The sequence below is a fragment of the Jejuibacter sp. L23 genome (assembly GCF_050815825.1).
In the GTDB taxonomy this organism is placed as follows: Bacteria; Pseudomonadota; Gammaproteobacteria; order Enterobacterales; family Enterobacteriaceae; genus Jejubacter; species Jejubacter calystegiae.
On record NZ_CP138199.1, the window covers coordinates 929,159 to 946,500 of the forward strand.

At 51.8% G+C, this 17,342-nt stretch carries 11 protein-coding genes and 1 pseudogene; 5 read left to right on the forward strand and 7 right to left on the reverse strand.

The annotated features are described in order from the left end of the window. The first annotated feature begins 181 nt into the window (after positions 1-181). Positions 182-2,779 (forward strand): bifunctional aconitate hydratase 2/2-methylisocitrate dehydratase, encoded by a 2,598-nt coding sequence (gene acnB / locus SCU88_RS04275; RefSeq protein WP_175340287.1) that lies wholly within the window; start codon positions 182-184, stop codon positions 2,777-2,779. 150 nt (positions 2,780-2,929) lie between these two features. Then, positions 2,930-3,292 carry a protein YacL gene (gene yacL, locus SCU88_RS04280; RefSeq protein WP_138095775.1) on the forward strand — a complete coding sequence of 121 codons (363 nt, stop codon included), beginning with the start codon at positions 2,930-2,932 and terminating at the stop codon, positions 3,290-3,292. On the opposite strand, the gene SCU88_RS04285 is transcribed toward yacL, so the two are convergent. The 7 genes and pseudogenes from SCU88_RS04285 to SCU88_RS04315 form a co-directional block, all read right to left on the reverse strand. Next, positions 3,289-6,624: an ATP-binding protein gene (locus SCU88_RS04285; RefSeq protein ID WP_175340286.1), complete on the reverse strand. Its 3,336-nt coding sequence runs from the start codon at positions 6,622-6,624 to the stop codon at positions 3,289-3,291. The two genes, yacL and SCU88_RS04285, sit on opposite strands and share 4 nt — an antisense overlap. 2 nt (positions 6,625-6,626) lie before the next feature. Further along, positions 6,627-7,238: a response regulator gene (locus SCU88_RS04290; protein WP_175340285.1), complete on the reverse strand. Its 612-nt coding sequence runs from the start codon at positions 7,236-7,238 to the stop codon at positions 6,627-6,629. A gap of 95 nt (positions 7,239-7,333) precedes the next feature. Beyond that, complete coding sequence (locus SCU88_RS04295; RefSeq protein WP_175340284.1) at positions 7,334-7,855, reverse strand: cytochrome b/b6 domain-containing protein; 522 nt, start codon at positions 7,853-7,855, stop codon at positions 7,334-7,336. Between the two features lie 72 nt (positions 7,856-7,927). Then, positions 7,928-8,611: a LuxR C-terminal-related transcriptional regulator gene (locus SCU88_RS04300; RefSeq protein ID WP_175340283.1), complete on the reverse strand. Its 684-nt coding sequence runs from the start codon at positions 8,609-8,611 to the stop codon at positions 7,928-7,930. 184 nt (positions 8,612-8,795) lie between these two features. Continuing rightward, the gene (locus SCU88_RS04305; protein ID WP_175340282.1) at positions 8,796-10,160 is read right to left on the reverse strand and encodes a lytic polysaccharide monooxygenase; all 1,365 of its coding nucleotides are present in this window, start codon (positions 10,158-10,160) and stop codon (positions 8,796-8,798) included. Between the two features lie 41 nt (positions 10,161-10,201). Beyond that, complete coding sequence (locus SCU88_RS04310) at positions 10,202-11,572, reverse strand: glycosyl hydrolase family 18 protein (protein ID WP_175340432.1); 1,371 nt, start codon at positions 11,570-11,572, stop codon at positions 10,202-10,204. Between the two features lie 825 nt (positions 11,573-12,397). Next, positions 12,398-13,678 (reverse strand): annotated as a pseudogene (locus tag SCU88_RS04315) (glycoside hydrolase family 18 protein); the annotation flags it as partial. A gap of 676 nt (positions 13,679-14,354) precedes the next feature. Between SCU88_RS04315 and SCU88_RS04320 the strand changes: the two are divergent. The 3 genes from SCU88_RS04320 to SCU88_RS04330 all read left to right on the forward strand — a co-directional run bounded on the left by SCU88_RS04320 (position 14,355) and on the right by SCU88_RS04330 (position 17,257). Beyond that, positions 14,355-15,545 (forward strand): MASE1 domain-containing protein, encoded by a 1,191-nt coding sequence (locus tag SCU88_RS04320; RefSeq protein WP_175340281.1) that lies wholly within the window; start codon positions 14,355-14,357, stop codon positions 15,543-15,545. Positions 15,546-16,007: 462 nt separating this feature from the next. Beyond that, entirely contained in the window at positions 16,008-16,814 is an 807-nt protein-coding gene (locus SCU88_RS04325; RefSeq protein ID WP_175340280.1) for a hypothetical protein, read from the forward strand. Next, a complete protein-coding gene (locus SCU88_RS04330; protein ID WP_175340279.1) occupies positions 16,784-17,257 on the forward strand; it encodes a hypothetical protein in 474 nt (157 codons plus the stop codon). Before SCU88_RS04325 ends, SCU88_RS04330 begins: the two co-directional genes overlap by 31 nt. Positions 17,258-17,342: the final 85 nt, after the last annotated feature.

Genomic DNA, 17,342 nt, shown 5'->3' on the forward strand with positions numbered 1-17,342 from the left:
AGGCCGTGACGGTAGTGGAAAATCTTTGTTGCTTTTTTGTAAACGGATTAACATGCTGGTCAAATCCTGATATGCTGCCCGATGCGGTACCGGGCCTTTTACCCTACGAAACTTCTGCACCACAGGAGAGTGAAGAGAATTGCCTGGCACCGTTCTGACAATGAGAGCGAGGAGAACCGTCGTGCTAGAAGAATACCGTAAGCACGTTGCAGAGCGTGCCGCTGAGGGGATTGTTCCAAAACCCCTCGATGCAACCCAAATGGCCGCGCTCGTCGAGCTGCTGAAAAATCCGCCAGCTGGCGAAGAGGCTTTTTTGCTGGACCTGCTGACCAACCGTGTACCGCCGGGCGTTGATGAAGCCGCCTATGTAAAAGCAGGATTCCTGGCCGCTGTGGCCAAAGGTGAAGCGACCTCCCCGCTGGTTACCCCTGAAAAAGCCGTTGAGCTGCTGGGCACCATGCAGGGCGGTTACAATATCCATCCCCTGGTTGAAGCGCTGGACAACGACAAGCTGGCGCCCATCGCCGCGAAAGCGCTGTCCCATACTCTGCTGATGTTTGATGGCTTCTACGATGTAGAAGAGAAAGCTAAAGCGGGTAACACTTACGCGCAACAGATTATGAAATCCTGGGCTGATGCCGAGTGGTTCCTTGCCCGCCCTGAGCTTGCGGAAAAGATCACCGTGACCGTTTTCAAGGTGACCGGCGAAACCAATACCGACGATCTCTCTCCGGCACCGGATGCCTGGTCGCGTCCGGATATTCCGCTGCACGCACTGGCGATGCTGAAGAACGAGCGTGAAGGCATTGAGCCGGATCAGCCGGGCGCCGTTGGCCCCATCAAGCAGATCGAGCAGCTTTCGAAGAAAGGTTTCCCGCTGGCCTATGTAGGCGACGTGGTGGGGACCGGCTCTTCCCGTAAATCGGCCACCAACTCGGTGCTGTGGTTTATGGGCGACGACATCCCGAACGTGCCGAACAAGCGCGGCGGCGGTGTGGTACTGGGCGGCAAGATTGCGCCGATCTTCTTCAACACCATGGAAGATGCCGGTGCGCTGCCGATCGAAGTCGACGTCAGCTCTCTGAATATGGGCGATGTGATCGACATTTTCCCGTACAAAGGTGAAGTGCGTAATCACGAAACCGGCGAAGTGCTGGCGACCTTTGAACTGAAGACCGAAGTGCTGCTGGACGAAGTTCGCGCTGGCGGCCGTATTCCGCTGATCGTAGGTCGTGGCCTGACCACTAAAGCGCGTGAATCTCTGGGGCTGCCGCAGAGCGATGTCTTCCGTCGCGCTAAAGACGTGGCCGAAAGCACCCGTGGTTTCTCGCTGGCTCAGAAGATGGTGGGTCGCGCCTGCGGCGTAGACGGTATCCGTCCGGGTCAGTACTGCGAGCCGAAGATGACCTCTGTGGGTTCCCAGGATACCACCGGGCCGATGACCCGCGACGAGCTGAAAGATCTGGCCTGTCTGGGCTTCTCAGCCGACCTGGTAATGCAGTCCTTCTGCCACACTGCGGCTTATCCGAAGCCGGTGGATGTACAGACTCACCACACCCTGCCGGACTTTATTATGAACCGCGGCGGCGTATCGCTGCGCCCGGGCGACGGTATCATCCACTCCTGGCTGAACCGTATGCTGCTGCCGGATACCGTAGGTACTGGCGGTGACTCCCATACCCGTTTCCCGATCGGTATCTCTTTCCCGGCGGGCTCCGGCCTGGTCGCGTTCGCTGCCGCGACCGGCGTGATGCCGCTGGATATGCCGGAATCGGTTCTGGTGCGCTTTAAGGGGAAACGCCAGCCGGGTATCACCCTGCGTGACCTGGTGCATGCCATCCCTTACTATGCGATTCAGCAGGGTCTGCTGACCGTCGAGAAGAAGGGCAAGAAGAACATCTTCTCCGGCCGTATTCTGGAGATCGAAGGGCTGCCGGACCTGAAAGTTGAGCAGGCGTTCGAGCTGTCTGATGCTTCCGCCGAGCGCTCTGCTGCCGGTTGTACCATCAAGCTGGATCAAGAGCCGATCATTGAGTACCTGAACTCCAACATCGTGCTGCTGAAGTGGATGATTGCCGAAGGCTACGGCGATCGCCGTACTCTGGAGCGTCGTATCCAGAGCATGGAGAAGTGGCTGGCGGCGCCTGAGCTGATGGAAGCCGATGCCGACGCGGAATACGCTGCGGTGATCGAGATCGATCTGGAGCAGATCAAAGAGCCGATTCTGTGCGCGCCGAACGATCCAGACGATGCCCGTCTGCTGTCTGAAGTTCAGGGCAGCACCATCGACGAGGTGTTCATTGGTTCCTGCATGACCAACATCGGTCACTTCCGCGCTGCCGGTAAACTGCTGGACAGCCATAAAGGCCAGTTGCCGACCCGCCTGTGGGTAGCGCCGCCGACCCGTATGGACGCCACCCAGTTGACTGAAGAGGGCTACTACAGCGTCTTTGGTAAGAGCGGTGCCCGTATCGAGATCCCGGGCTGCTCCCTGTGTATGGGTAACCAGGCGCGGGTGAACGACGGAGCGACCGTGGTTTCCACCTCGACCCGTAACTTCCCAAACCGTCTGGGTAACGGCGCCAACGTTTACCTGGCATCTGCCGAGCTTGCCGCAGTGGCATCGCTGCTGGGCAAGCTGCCGACGCCGGAAGAGTATCAGACCTTTATGGATCAGGTTGATAAGACGGCGGATGACACCTACCGCTATCTGAACTTCGACCGCCTGGAGGACTATACCGAAAAGGCTGACGGTGTGATCTTCCAGACCGCAGTCTGATTTTCACTCTGTCTGCTGAAAAAGGCCGCTGATGCGGCCTTTTTTATTGCTCCAGAGCCAGCCACAGCGCTGATTTTCTCTCTGACGACTGCGATAATAAGGATAAAGACGCAACCCGGCAGCGGCCAGGACGCAATGAGAGGATACGGTATGGATTACGAATTTCTGCGTGATATCACCGGCACGGTAAAAGTGCGGATGTCGATGGGCCATGAGGCGGTCGGCCACTGGTTCAATGAAGAGGTGAAAGAGGATTTGGCGCTGCTGGACGAGGTGGAGCAGGCTCTGCTTGCGGTCAAAGGCAGCGAACGTCAATGGCAGCGCAACGGCCACGAGTACACCCTGTGGCTGGACGGTGAAGAGGTAATGGTGCGGGCCAATCAGCTCGACTTTTCTGGTGACGAGATCGAAGAAGGAATGAGCTACTACGATGAAGAGAGTCTGACCCTGTGCGGGGTCGAGGATTTTCTTCAGGTGTTGCGCGCTTACCGACAGTTTGTGATGGGGCGTTAGTCCCGTATCTGCCGTTGGGCGCTGCGCATTTGTGCGATAAAGGCGTTAACCAGGTCAGGCATCTCCGCCTGACTGACGATGCCCCCGGCGTAGGATGCCGGCAGATTTTCCATAATCTGGCAGAGCCTCCAGCTTTGCTGCATGCGTAACAGGTTCCAGCTATTTTTCAGGCGGTGCGCTGTTTGGGAGAGGAGCTGTAGGTCGGTGTACTGTTCCTGAAGACGCCGCAGATCCTCATCGATAGCCTGGTCTATTTGTGACAGCATCAGTGTCACCAGTGATGAATCTTCCCCTGCCAGCGCGCGTAGCTCCTCAAGATTCGGGCTGTTTCCTTCTGTCTCTGGCAGCGTATCCAGTGCCTGACGCAGTCCGGCTTCACTGAGTGGCTTGCGCAGCAACCGATCCATACCGGCATGCCTTGCCTCCTCCTCTTCACGAGGCAGCGCGCTGGCGGTACATCCCAGTATCATCGCGGGCAACGTAACGCGTCCCAGCAGGTTGTGTAGCACCACGGAGGCGCACAACTGGTAGCCGCTCATTCCCGGCATCTGGCAGTCGGTGATCAAAACATCGAAACTTTCGTGCTCCAACCGGGCCAGCGCCTCCTGTCCGCTCAGACAACTCTCGACCTGGTGACCGGCGCGTTCCAGTTGTCGCGTCATCACCGTCAGGTTAGCCGGAAAATCATCCGCCAGAAGAATGCGCCGCGGCGCCAGTATGGCGTCAGACGCCAGGGATAGGGGCTCTTTCTCTGGTATCTGGCAGGGGACGACGGGTAGTGTAACGCTGACCGTTGTCCCCTTACCTTCGGTGCTCTCTATCGTGATTTCCCCGTTCATCAGGGCAATGATTTGATGGCAGATAGCCAGACCCAGACCGCTGCTTTGGGGAACGGAGCTATCCAGTTGGAACCAGGGCTGGAACAGTATCGGCAGCTGTGCTTCAGGGATGCCGATACCGGTGTCGGTAACCTCTATTTTAAGGATGGATTCCTGGTAACGACAGATCAGGGAGACTTCACCCTCATGGGTATATTTGATCGCGTTGCCTGCCAGATTGACAATAATCTGGTTGAGTCGGGAACGGTCGCACAGACACCAGAGTTCGTCGGGAATGGCATTATCGTGGTGCCAGGTCAGTCCCTTTTCCTGGGCGCTACGGGCAAAGATAGCTGCGGTTGTCTCCATGATTTCGTGCAGATTATGCGGGGCAGGGGCGAGGTGTAGCTCGCCAGCTTCGATACGCGATAAATCCAGAATATCCCCGACCAGATCGCGTAGCGTTAGCGCTGCCTGCCAGGCGACCTCCAGAGAAGGATGGGGCTTACGCTCTATCTCCAGCATGCCCAGTATCGCGTTAAGCGGGGTACGGATATCGTGACTCATACGAGCAAGGAAAGCCGACTTCTCTTCGCTGGCTTTTTCCGCCTGGCGTAGTGACTGGCTTAGCGCCTCTTCGAGCGCCGCTTTTTCACTGATATCGAGCCAGCCTCCGACCATCCCCTGGGCGATCCCCTGGGAATTGCTATAGCCTGCAATCCAGCACAGGAGCGTGTTTTGGCCCAGGGTGACCTCCCGTAATATTGGCCGGGTGTCGTAGAGCAATGTCTGGCGCGTGGACGGATCCAGCCAGTGAAAGGGTCCCTGTTCAATCTCTCCAAGCAACTCCCCGGATTCAAATCCGTCAGGGATAAATGGCGAATCATGGAAGGCCTGGTTCATGCTGCGTATCCGACCAATGGGATCGCAGAAAAACAGGGGGATAGGCGCGCTGTTGAGCAGCGTTTGCCAGAGGTTAAGCGTATCACTGAGCTGATTATACTGTTGGATTCGGATTTTATTTTTACTTCTTTCGCGTGCGATAAACAGCACAGATCCTGACGCTGCCAGCAGCGCTAACATAGCTAACAGGCTGGTCCACAGGTGGTGCTGGTCAGCAGTGATGGGGGGGACTTCGACCGTCCAGCGGGTTTTACTGGCCTGGATATCGGTATCGGTCATGGCGCTAAGCCGGTTACGCACCTGCTGCATCTTCGGACTGTCGTCCGCAGTGGTAACAAACCAGAGTGGTACCTGAGGTAAGTCGATAGCGCTCAGGCTCAGGTGCCGGTTATTGGCGCGGCGTATCAGGTAGTCCAGGCTCCATGCGTCGCCGATCAGCCCATCTGCACCGCCAGCTTCAACCAGGCTGATCCCCTGTCGGAGAGTATTGACCTTCGCAATATCCGGATGCTGAGCAACGAGCGCGGGGAGGGTGGCCAGCGGTGAACCTCTGATGATGGCCAGTCTTTTGCCCTGCAATGATGCCAGTGAGCCATTCAGCGGATGGCGTGCGTGACTGACAATCCCCCAGGAGAGAGTATCAAAGCGCACTGCCTGATCCGTGGGAAGCGGCGTCGTTTCGCCCATTAGCAGGTCCACTTTCCCCTGGTTCAGCAGTTGTCTGGCCTGCTTTTTGTCACTGACTGGCGTGACGGTCAGCCGGTAAAAAGGAGGGGGGAACTGCGAGTTGAGCAGATCCCGCCACATGCCACGGATCGCGTTGCCGTGGATAATCCGCGGTTCAGGCGCGTAAAGTAGCGCAACTCTTAACGATACGGGCTCCTTTCCGGGGGGAGGATTACGCTGACTAATCACGCTGTTGGCCGGAAGCTGCCATTTATGTTCCAGCCAGCGTGCGTCCTGTTGGCGCAGGTTATCGATACGCTGGTTTAATGCCGCCAGCCGATCCGCATGGTTCGCCGCCACCCAGAGAGAGTAGCGAAGGGGGGGATGGGCGCTTAACTCCCGCCAGGGAAGGGTTGATTGCGGCACCTGCTGGCGGAATTGCGCAATGGCGAATTCGGGGGCGATCAGGCCGCTGGCCTCTCCACGAATGATGCGCCGCACGCTATCGTAGATCGTCGTCCCGGCCGGTATCACGTTGAGTGGTTTGCCCTGCGATGACGTTTGTCGTTGCGTCAATATCTCTGGAGATGCCAGTAGGGTGCTCCCGGGGCGATAATTTCCCAGTACTGCAAGGGGAAATACCAGTATCGGCTGGCTGGAAAGTAGCCCCTGACGGCTGAAGTCCTGCGCGGATATCACCAGATCGAGTTTGCCAGCATTCAGCGCCGCCAGCGCCTCTTCACTGTGGGTATAGTTTGTTATCTGAGGAGGATTCTTCTCCTGTTGCCACAGTAGTGTGATTTCATCCCTGAGTACGCTTTGTTGTTGCTCATTATCGCTAAATGGTGGGGAGTAGCTCAGAATGCCCACGCGCTCTACGGCATTGGCGAACGCGGAAAACAAAAAACAGAACAGCAGTGCCCGCACCACCGTGCCTGTGCGCATCGTCAACTATCCAACCCGATTTTTTGCGCGTACTGATACAGCTCGAATTCTGATGTGGCGCCAAGCTTACGCATAGCACTGTTTTTTTGTGTGCTGATAGTCTGTTTGGAACGATTTACCAGATTACTGATTTCATTGACCGTCATTCCACGCAGGAGCAGGCGTACAACCTCGCTCTCTTTGGGCGAGAGGGCCTCTTTAACCGAAGGCGCCGTTTTCCCCGCTCTGGTGCGTGTTGGCATTTCACTGGTTTTCAGCGCAGCGATCAGTTCCGTCGACAGGCTGTTTTTGCTCAGTACCGCGTGGACTCCCAGGCGTGCCAGAGAGGCCAGCAGTGCCGGATTGGTTATCATGGTAACCACTATCACCGTACTGTCTGGCCACTGGCGTCGCAGATGTTGAATAAGTGCCCTGCCGTCAGGGTAGCGCTCTCCGGGCATACTGAAATCGGTAATAATAATATCAGCCGGTTGCTGTTGCAGTTTGTCGATCAACTGGTCAGTGGTGCTGGCTTCGTGCAGTACCTCATAACGCTCAGAGTGGGCCTGCAATAGCGTGCGTAACCCCAATAAATAGACGGGATGATCGTCGGCGATCAATACCGTTTTACGCATGTTGGCCTGTCTCCTGACGTCTGTATTCGATTGAACACAAAGTATAGCCAGGAAGCTCAGTCGGAGCGGGTCGAGCGGCTGTTATTGCTGAAAAATTAGCGCATTTTGTTCAGAATCTCTTTTTTACCCTGTCGTAAGTAGTTGGCGACAGCGGTAATGTGAATAACCAGGAGTACGCCCAGCGCCATACAGCTGATACGGTGTACCTTAAAAAAGAACTGATTAACTTCCGGTGATGAGAGAGGCTGTGGTACAGGGATAAGCCAAAACAGATGATAGCCTTTCTCCAGCATCAGAAAACCGCTGATTAAGACAATAAATATCGTCAGATAAAAGATCTCATGAATAAATGTCACCAGCTGTTTTTTGCGCGTCGAGATATACGATGGCCAGCCGACGGGGGGTCTGAAGAAACGCCATACGAAGCGGATAACCATAACGGGAGTGGCTATAGTGGCAAGTGACATATTTAGTTCAGAGAAAAAATCAAACCAGCGGCTTCCATCTAAACTATGAAGAATATATCCCATGATGGTTGCGTAAATAATAATAGCAGCAACACCCCAATGCAATAAACGTGATAAAAAATCATAACGACAGGAAACGGCAGAAGTCATTTTTATTTAAAAGCCTCGATGGATGACGGTAATCATATTTATTGCAGGTGCCTCTCTGGCACCTGCGTAATATCAAATAGCAATATCAAACATTTGAGTTTGAGACAGCAGGAAAAAGAGATGACAGTCTGATGCTACTCCCAGCTTTTCCATAGCGCGTAGTTTATGGGCGCTGACGGTTTTGTTGCTCAGGTTGAGCTTTCCGGAGATCGCCGCAGGTGATAAGCCTTTACACAGCAGACGCAAGACGTCGATCTCTCGCGAGCTGAGCTCCCGTTCGCCCCGGGTAGCAGGCTGAAGCAGAGAGTTCAGTAAACTTTTTTCGATATAGGTCTCGTTATTCATCATGGCAGTGATAGCTCTCTCCAGTACCTTTTCACAGGTGTTATGGTTAATATAGCCAGATGCGCCAGAATCTAGTGCGCTCCGAATAACATTGGCATTATTATAAGGTGACAGCACCACTGTTTTTAGGTTTGGGTATTTATTGCTGAGCCATTTTATTAGCGTAATACCATCCAACTCAGTTAACGGCGACTGGCTTTTATAAGTATTAAGACTAAATCCCAATAGCAGGATGTCTACAGGGTTATTGGCCAGCAGGTTTAATAACTCAGTGGGAGAAGCAGCATCACCCACAATATTAATGTTATGATGGTTGAAGTTCGGATTGATTTCCGGAAGGTTTTTCACCATCAATACTACACCGCGACGAATAATAGTATGCTCATCAGCAACGACGATATGGGTTGTCATGTACTTTCCTCAGATCGGGCCAGTAAAAATTACGATTGCTTCTGTGATGGGGGAGAAGATACCTGTGCTGATAAGACCTTTCTATCGTACCAGTAAGAAAAATCGCGAGGTGGTAGGTTGGTATACTGGTTTGAAGAAATGTCGGCCTGCATGTGACCGACATTGTAGGCGTTAAAACATTACGTTAGGCCAGTGAGGACCATAGAATATCTTTGACCTCAGGAACATCGGGTGCCCAGGTATCGGTGTAGGAGATATGATCCTGAACACATTTCCAGAGTTGTCCTTTGTAGGTGACGATGTCCCCCTTCTTATAGGCCTCGTTGAGTTTCCAGGTCGAATAGTTGCCGCCGCTATCCTGACTCTTTGTTTGTATCGTTAGCACATTGCTGGGCACTGAGAGGCGGTTATGGCTATCCAGTGCGGCAACAAAATAGCGATACCGGGTATCGGGCGTCAGCCCTGTATCATTCCAGGTCTGGCTACTACCGGAAACCCGCTGTACCTCTTTACCTTCTCTGTAGATGATGTAACTGGCGATCGCCGCTTCCGGTAGCGAGGCGCCCCACATAAGACTGACGCTGGTGGCGGTTTCCCCCATACTGTGCAGATTACCCGGTGCCGTTGGCGGCGTATCCTCGCCCCCTGGGGTGGTCACCATAATGGTATTACCCGGTGCGGATTCGGCGCCATTTTCATCAATGGCGCTGACAAAATAGGTATAGCGGGTGTTTGGCTCCACGCCCTCATCCGTCCAGGTCAGCAGTGATGCTGCAACGTCGATGGTGGTAATACCGTTACGTGTAATGCGATAGGTGGTAATGGGGGAAGCGCCCGATGAGGCATTCCAGGCAAGCTTCACGCTCTTACCGGTTACCGTTTCTGCCCGTAGATTACCGGGAGGGGTGGGCAAATGATCCGGAATGTCTGATTTGACGAAATCGAGATCGATAACCTGATAAAAAGCATTACCGGTATCGGCAACTTCCCAGACGCCAAGCAGTACATGATATCCGCTGCGTTCCGGTAGCCTGATACTGTGTTTCGTTGGGTTAGCGGGTTTCAGGGCCGCGTTATGCTGCCAGAAGGGATCCAGCGTTGACTCCACCTGGGTAAAGGGCTTCGCTTCAAACTGATCGCGGGACAGAGGACGCGTCGAATCCCAGCCGGGTTTGGTAATAAAGTAGTTCCAGCGCCGGGTAAGGTGCGCAGCCGTAAAAAACCAGGAGATATCGATAGCATCGCCGCTGGCGACCTGTTTGCGCGGCCAGTTTTTCGTCGGGTCATCCAGAACCCGTCCGGCTTCCTGCCCGGCGCTGGCGATTTTTCCGTCAGCCGGTGGAACGGCATTGGGAACATCATTAGGGGCGACTTTATCCGACAGACCGCCCTGGGTCTCCGGGAAGAATTTCCCCCCTTCACACTGATTGAGCGCACCTTCATCAATAAGGCCCATCTGGCGGGCGTTCCAGGCGCGTGAACCCGGATCGTAAACGTGTCCATGGTAGGGGCTCAATTGATCGTCAAAGTCTGATTGATACTGTGCCATATGTCTCTCCAGAAACGGTTTATGATGGGTTGTTCTCGTTATTACTGACGCTTCCACAGTGAGGTCGCTTTATCCGGACTCCAGAAGGCATTAGAGGTGTGCTGCATCACGCACAGCCAGGTGACGCCCTGCCAGCTTACTTTGCTGTTATCCGGGTACCATATATTGCCGTCCTGCCATGGGTTGTCGGGCTCGGTCGAGCCGCTGGTGCGAGCGGTCACCGCCGCGCTCAGCCCGGAGCTGACGCCCTGCATATTGGTGGCTTTTATCTGGTAGTTATAGGTCTGGTTCGGACTCAGTCCGGTATCGGTAAAGGGTGGCGCGGTTACGCTCTTAATGGCGGTGCCATCCCGATACAGGGTGTAGTCGCGAACCTGGGTGCGGGAAGGCGTCCAGTCCAGGGTGACGGAGTGGCTGGTAAAGCTGGTGACTTTGAGTCCGGTGGGAATAGCGGGCGGGGTTGGCTCTGGATCTGGCCCGGGTCCTGGAATCTCTCCTTCAGAGATCCAGCCATAACGCTTAATAAACTCCCAGTTATAGGGTTCACGATTGATATCGCTACCGGTATCCCAGTTGATGGACCAGGTCATCACGCCTTTAATGCTCAGACCCTGGCTATCGAGCCGCTGTAGCGCATTTTTCACGTGATCCGGATTAATGACATAACCGGTGCGTGCGGCATCATTGTTGGCGGGCAGGCCGATAGCGAATTTTTGGTGGGGAATCTTAATAAAGCCGCGGGTGCCGGTCACGATGCTCTCAGTCAGGTAGTAGAGGAACTCTTCCTTCAGTTCATCATCATCCTGTTTCAGATACCCGACACCATCGATCCAGAGCCCATCTCCTCCCTGATTGTAATACTGCGGGGCAATAAAGTCGTAGTCACCCTCGAGTCTCTGGATATAGGGTTCATAGTTTTGCCCGGTACGCAGATAGGGAAACTCTGGTGCCATACTGATAATGAAGTTTTTCCCTTTCTGGCGGTAAAAGTCCTTCACCTCTTTTAATGCCTGGGGAATCACTGTGGCATTATCTTTAGCGCTGATAGCATTTTGTTCCAGATCGATATCCAGCCCATCGAAGCCATAGGTTTCCGTAAGCTGGATAATGCGATCTTTTAACGCCGCTTTATCGCTATTTTGTAGCTCAATATGCGCATCGGCACCGCCCAGTGAGATCAGCACGGCGCGTCCCTGGGTGTGAAGCGTCTCTATCTGGCGGCGGAATTCCTCTGCTGTTCCCTTATAAGGTGCAAAATCAGGGATATGATCGCTCTGAGAGGCTTTCATAAAGGCGATGGCAATAACATTGTAAGCCGTCGGGATCTCGGTGAGTTCCAGATTTTTAAAGTACCCACCCCGGTAACCGCTGCCACCGTGAGTTTCCTGCGGCCAGTTATGCCAGAAGCCCATCACAATTTTCTTCTGGCTGATATCCGGGAACTGGCCGTTGTTATCAGACTGATCGGCACTGATTCTGACGGTAACCCGGTTACTGGCGGGTGACTGGTTGCCTTTATTATCAGACGCAATCACAGTGTACTGATATTCCGTTCCGGTAGAGACGGCGCTATCGATATAGCTGTTATTCACCGTATTGGTAAGAATTGCCTGTTGGTTGCGATACAGGGTAAAAGTAAGACCCGAGCTGCGGCTGTTAACGGACCAGGTTAATTCTACCCGATGGGCTGGGGCCCCTGTCTGGGTAGCTGAGAGGTGTGGGGCGGGCAGCTCAACCGGTGGCTGTGATTGCTCCATCACCGAAAAGGCCACCAGAGGGGAGGTATGCGTTTTGCCCTGACGGTCAGTGGCGATAGCGGCAAGTGTATGCTGGCCGGTATTAAGTTGTGATATTTCTCCGTCATAATAGACTTCATCCTGAGTATTGCGTTTGGTTTCTGACACCGTTGCCGGGTACTGTCTATCGCCGACTTTGAAATAAACAGATGCAGGTGATCCCTGGGCCCGAACCGCTACCCGAACCTTGATCGGAATTGAGGGGGGGAAGGCCTCGCCATCGCCCGGGGAAATAACGTTCAGGCTGATGGGCTTGTCGATAACATCAGGAGAATCAGAAGAGAAAACCTGATCGATTTTATCCGCCAGTATTGAGGTGGCATCGTGACACTCAACCAGTTTGCCGCCATGTACGGTGGTATTGGTGGTCAGGTTTTGCAGATCGCCGTAGGCAGTCCAGATAATTACGCCTGCCAGATTATTATCGACAACATATTTCGCTTTTTCGCCGACCGACCTTTCATTATCGTAGCTCAGGAAATATTTCCCCTTGGTCAAATACGGAACTCTGGCATTTTCATCCCAGTGATATTGCCAGCCGTCATACTCCCCCTCGCGGGTTTTTTGAACAATCATGGCGTAATTAGGGGTGCCATCCCATACGTTTAATGGCCAGTTGTCAAAGTCACCACAGGTGGAAATAGAACCATCGGGGGGAACGTTCTGTACCGATTTCACCGTTTTTTGATTTAATGCCGCGGTGCCTTCGGTAATGACGCCCCGGCCATAAAAAGCAACGCCAGCATTAATTTTGCTTTCTTTTACCCCCCATTTTTTCAGCGCTCGAATCGTTTTGTCTAATGACGAGGCTTCATCGCCACCTTCCTGACCGGGGTAGTTATATAATGGAGAGTTATGACCTGCTATATTTGACCAGCCGCCATTAATATCATAGGTCATGATATTAAAGTAATCCATTAATTCATTGAGACGATGCCATTCAAATCCTTCGAGTAGTTTAATGGCGGTTGAGGTGGCCGCCGTAATGAGATGGTCGTTGCCAATCTCTTTCCTGATATCATCGACCAGAATCGTGAAGTATTTAAAATCATCCGGGCTATGCTCGATAATATTCATGCCCAAACCATTTGGAAACTCCCAGTCCAGGTCGATCCCATCGAAACCCATATTGATAAGTCTGCGACATTCGGCGACCAGTTTCTGACGTTTTATAGGGTCTTTAGCCACGGACGGGAAGTGTTTGGACATACTCCAACCGCCAAGAGATGCCATGACCTTAACGCCATACTGTTTTGCTTTTCTGAGCAGGCCCGGAGGGCCATCAGGATCCTCGATTGCCAGTGGAAAGTCGCCGGATTCGTTGGTGTTGACATTTATCCAGCCGCCAGAGTCGGCTGCTCGATAGCCCAGGCTCCAGGCATAGCTACCTTCTGATACATACCAAAGAATTTGCTGGGCGCCGAATAAGATATAGCGGTCCCAACTGCTATAGATATCTTCATGTATCAGGGGCGCTGGTTCCTGAATCTGTTCGGGAAGATGTATTTGTTTATTACGGTAATCAGCGCTGTGTAATGAACCATCATGTGCTAATCCAAAAAATGAAAAATTCAGGATGGTGTATTTAGAAAAATCAATGTTCAGTTGATTATACCCCCCTTTAGGAACCAGATTGGGTATTTCTTTCCATGCATCATATTGTGTGACGTATCCGATCACTTGCTTCTGATGTTTCCGAAGAGAGCCTGTTGCTTTATTCATACATAGGACTCCTGATTTTTATATGAGTATTAGTTGCTTGTTTATTGTTACTGCTCCTGTGGTTTGAGTGATGGTGATGAATCCCTGCCTGTTAAGTAATAGATTAAAAATATTATTTTGCAATGCGGTTTTAATATGTCGTTGGTATGTAACGAGTAATAGATGTAATCAGTGAAGAGATGTTGTTTATTGTCTGGTGTGTTACGGATAATCTGAGTTTTTATATTTTACTGGAGGTGTTGTTGTTGTTTAATGTATAGTGTAGAGCTATGGGGGCTTTATGCTGGTATTTATATTTAATGTTCCGGTTAGTATAGGGGTATTGAAATATTTATGAGTGTCGGATCATGATATCACTTTCAGCTGATGATTTATTTAGATATTCATCAGATTTTCTATATGGCTGGGGACGAGTTGCCAGGGCAGGATAGCTGCATCCGGTTAGCCCGGATCATAAGTATCGACAGTTATTGCAGCAAAATCATATCTATGCTGTTTTAGTGGGCGCTTAGCCCACTTTTTTTATATGGATATTCCTGTCGTCGTGAGCTATGGGCTCTTAGCTGGGGACGAAGCGCATTCGTGTCTATAGTTTGGGTTATGTGCCTTAAAGAGTCGGTTACCGGGAATGTATTTTACCTTACGCTGGATGCTGTTTTGCCTGCTATGGGGCGGGATGGCATTACTGAGCCTGTCGAACCGTGACCCATGGAGTTTTTCTACGACGACGTGGCTTCCCGGCGGATTGCTGCTGGCAGTTCTGATGATGAGTCGCCTGAGCCTGTGGCCTGTCTGGCTCGTGACAGCGTTGCTGTTACACACATTATGCGGTCTGTATTCTGGACGTCCCCTGATACTGGCTGCTCTGTTTGCTCTTTTTGATGCCTTCACGCTTCCTCTGTGCGCGCTGGCACTGCGCTATATTACCCGATGTGAGCGTTCAGAGGGGGTGAGGGAACCCCTGCTGGCATTAACGTCGCTCATCGCGATTGTTTTTGGCTCCGGTTTGTTATTGATGCTGTGCCTGAAGGTGCTGGGCGATGATATCTCACTTTTCCATTTAGTCTCCTGGTCGCTGGCGCTGCTGACGAGTATCCTGGCCTTCTGGCCACTTACTGACGCGTTGAATAGAGAGGGGAAGGCGTTGGTGGCTGGGGGAAGACGAAATATCCTGGCGACTGTGGGGATGCTGGTGTCGTTGTTGATGCTGTTTTTACCTTCCTGGCGTCACCTGTCACCGATACTTTATGGATTTAATCCGATTTGGTTAATATTCACAGGGATATTGCTGCTGGCACTGGTTCTGGAGCCCCGGGTTTTGGGGGCGGTACTGCTGTTACAGTATCTGCTCGTGATCGGTGCGACCTTGTATGAACGGGGTCTCTTCGTGGGCGGTGATGAACGCTCGCTGTCGGCCATCTGGAACGCGCAGTGGTATCTTCTGTTTTGCTCGTGGCTTGGTTTTACTACCAACCGCTTTGCCCGATATACGCGAAGGCTGAAGAATCAACTACAGCAGCGGGCTCGTATAGATAACGCCCTTGCGCCAGCGGCGGCGACAGCGCTATTTCGTCTTTACCTGACGGACCGACGATTAATCTGGCAGACGCCGCCGGATGCTTTCTTCGGTGATGAATATTCGGTGACGACGCTTTCGTTACTGGAGGCGCGCAGTGTCTCTCCCTTCGATGCAGACCTTGAGCCGTGGATTGCCGGAGGAAGAGAAGAGCCTTTCAGAACCAGGATCGCATTATTATTAGATGGCGCTATCGTACGCTGTCGAATGGTGCTGCTGGGGGGGGATAGTCGGGATGAGATACTGGGGGGGCTGGCCGTAGAGGCGGCGCATCCCCGGGGTGGTGAATAAGAAATTTCTTGTTGGGAGAGAGAATTCTTCCCTTCCTGCCTGGAAAAACAGCCCGGATCGTCGAGGCCTCTTTTCATTTAGAATAAAATACGTATCCTTCCGTTTACTTCTTGACCACATCTAAGAAACCAAATAGATCCCACTTCATGGGGTTTATTTCCTGAACTCATGAATGTTGCATTTTTCTGGAGGTGGCGAAGTGAGGCAGCATTTTCAATCATCGAACTTTTATTTCTGATGCGATACCTGATGATCTGATGCTTTTTTCCCTGATGGCATTGTGATTTTACTCTGAAATGACTGTGGTGATAAGAAATGCATAATGAAAAGTGGCAGTATCATCATGAAATCATCAGGCATTGGTCCTGCGGTTATTGTTTCTAACATACTGCACTTTAGTTAATATCAATATTTAGATGTCCTTGTGCGTCATATATTGATTGTTATGAGTTAGGGTTTTTTATGACAACCAAAATTATTCCCTTGTCATCCCGGGTAACATTTCATTCAGAATGTTCCTGCCTGAAAGTTGAAAATGCACAGGATGTTTATTTGACGCCAGGTGAACGTAAGCTGTTGGAGCTGGTTCTCGAAGGAAAAGGAAGTAAAGAAAATGTTTTTGAGCAAATCTGGCTCAGTAGGGGAATCATTGTTGGCGAGTCGAGTTATCATCAGCTGATTAAGACTCTGCGCCGTAAGTTGCAAAGTGCGGGGTTACCCGCCACGGTAATTAAAACGCTACCGCGCTTTGGTCTCATCTATGTCCGACCTGATGATGGTGCGCCATATGTGGAAGCAGATGTGGAGAAAATAGATGAGGAAAGTATGCCGTCCGGTATTGCGCAATCATCAATGGAGGCATCAGTGGATATGGATGACCGCAGCCAGGTAGCATTTCCGTCTGAAGTTTCTGTTACCCCGATACCGGATAAGCACGAAGGAACGGGACGTCATGTGTGTCTTCCCAGATGGCTGATCGTCGCCTCCTGTACGCTGGCGGTTCTGTTACCGTTGTTGGTGCAGTATCTCTGGATATCCGGAGAAAGCAATTTCGCAGATACGTTGCAGGCCAGGGGAATCACTTATCATGCGACCAGTGAGCAATTACTTATTCCCAAAATGCTGGAAGATATCGTTGGAAAACCAGTAAGCGGAGTGCGGCATATTTACCTTGCAGCTAATGGGCCAAAGGTCTGGATCGCTCAGTGTCATAAAGAGATAAATCAGGAAAAAAACCAATGTCATTACAAAAACATATCTATTTATTGATTCTGAGCTTACTTTTAGGTGCGCTGTTGGCCGTTATTGTTTATTTTTGCAAGTTCAATCCGGAGGTGCCGCAGACACCTTGTAGTAGCACGATGAATAATGGTTTGTTTATGGATGATGATAATCGGCGTTATTCATTTAGCGGTGGTGTGACTTGGTGGCCGAAAGAGAAAAAAATAAGTTTTTTTGGAGTAAAAAAGGTCAATGAAAACCTGATAACCGTGAAGCGAGTCCTGTCACTGGATCAGGTTCAGCAATCCCACAATGTTATTAGCGCACGAATAGCGCAAGTGAGTATTGCTCCGGGGGACTCTCTGGGGAGAAATGCGGTGATGTTTAGCGGTAAAGGCGACTCCATCATGATGATGTTTAAACGTTTAAATCATAATTCATGGTTGTTGATGTTAAATGACAACTGGATTTTGATGTGTACAAATAAATAAATGTCCCTGCCAGGGAGTGGAGTCTATTTATACCCACTCCTGTCCCTTTCCTGACAGGAAGGCGCCTCTTTACGTTTTGATTTTA

What these genes read in the sequence shown, in the direction of transcription:
- yacL (WP_138095775.1), top strand. Translation starts at nt 2,930, where the DNA reads ATGGATTACGAATTTCTGCGTGATATCACCGGCACGGTAAAAGTGCGG.
- SCU88_RS04285 (WP_175340286.1), bottom strand. Translation starts at nt 6,624, where the DNA reads ATGCGCACAGGCACGGTGGTGCGGGCACTGCTGTTCTGTTTTTTGTTT.
- SCU88_RS04290 (WP_175340285.1), bottom strand. Translation starts at nt 7,238, where the DNA reads ATGCGTAAAACGGTATTGATCGCCGACGATCATCCCGTCTATTTATTG.
- SCU88_RS04295 (WP_175340284.1), bottom strand. Translation starts at nt 7,855, where the DNA reads ATGACTTCTGCCGTTTCCTGTCGTTATGATTTTTTATCACGTTTATTG.
- SCU88_RS04300 (WP_175340283.1), bottom strand. Translation starts at nt 8,611, where the DNA reads ATGACAACCCATATCGTCGTTGCTGATGAGCATACTATTATTCGTCGC.
- SCU88_RS04305 (WP_175340282.1), bottom strand. Translation starts at nt 10,160, where the DNA reads ATGGCACAGTATCAATCAGACTTTGACGATCAATTGAGCCCCTACCAT.
- SCU88_RS04310 (WP_175340432.1), bottom strand. Translation starts at nt 11,572, where the DNA reads ATGGGCTTCTGGCATAACTGGCCGCAGGAAACTCACGGTGGCAGCGGT.
- SCU88_RS04320 (WP_175340281.1), top strand. Translation starts at nt 14,355, where the DNA reads ATGGCATTACTGAGCCTGTCGAACCGTGACCCATGGAGTTTTTCTACG.
- SCU88_RS04325 (WP_175340280.1), top strand. Translation starts at nt 16,008, where the DNA reads ATGACAACCAAAATTATTCCCTTGTCATCCCGGGTAACATTTCATTCA.
- SCU88_RS04330 (WP_175340279.1), top strand. Translation starts at nt 16,784, where the DNA reads ATGTCATTACAAAAACATATCTATTTATTGATTCTGAGCTTACTTTTA.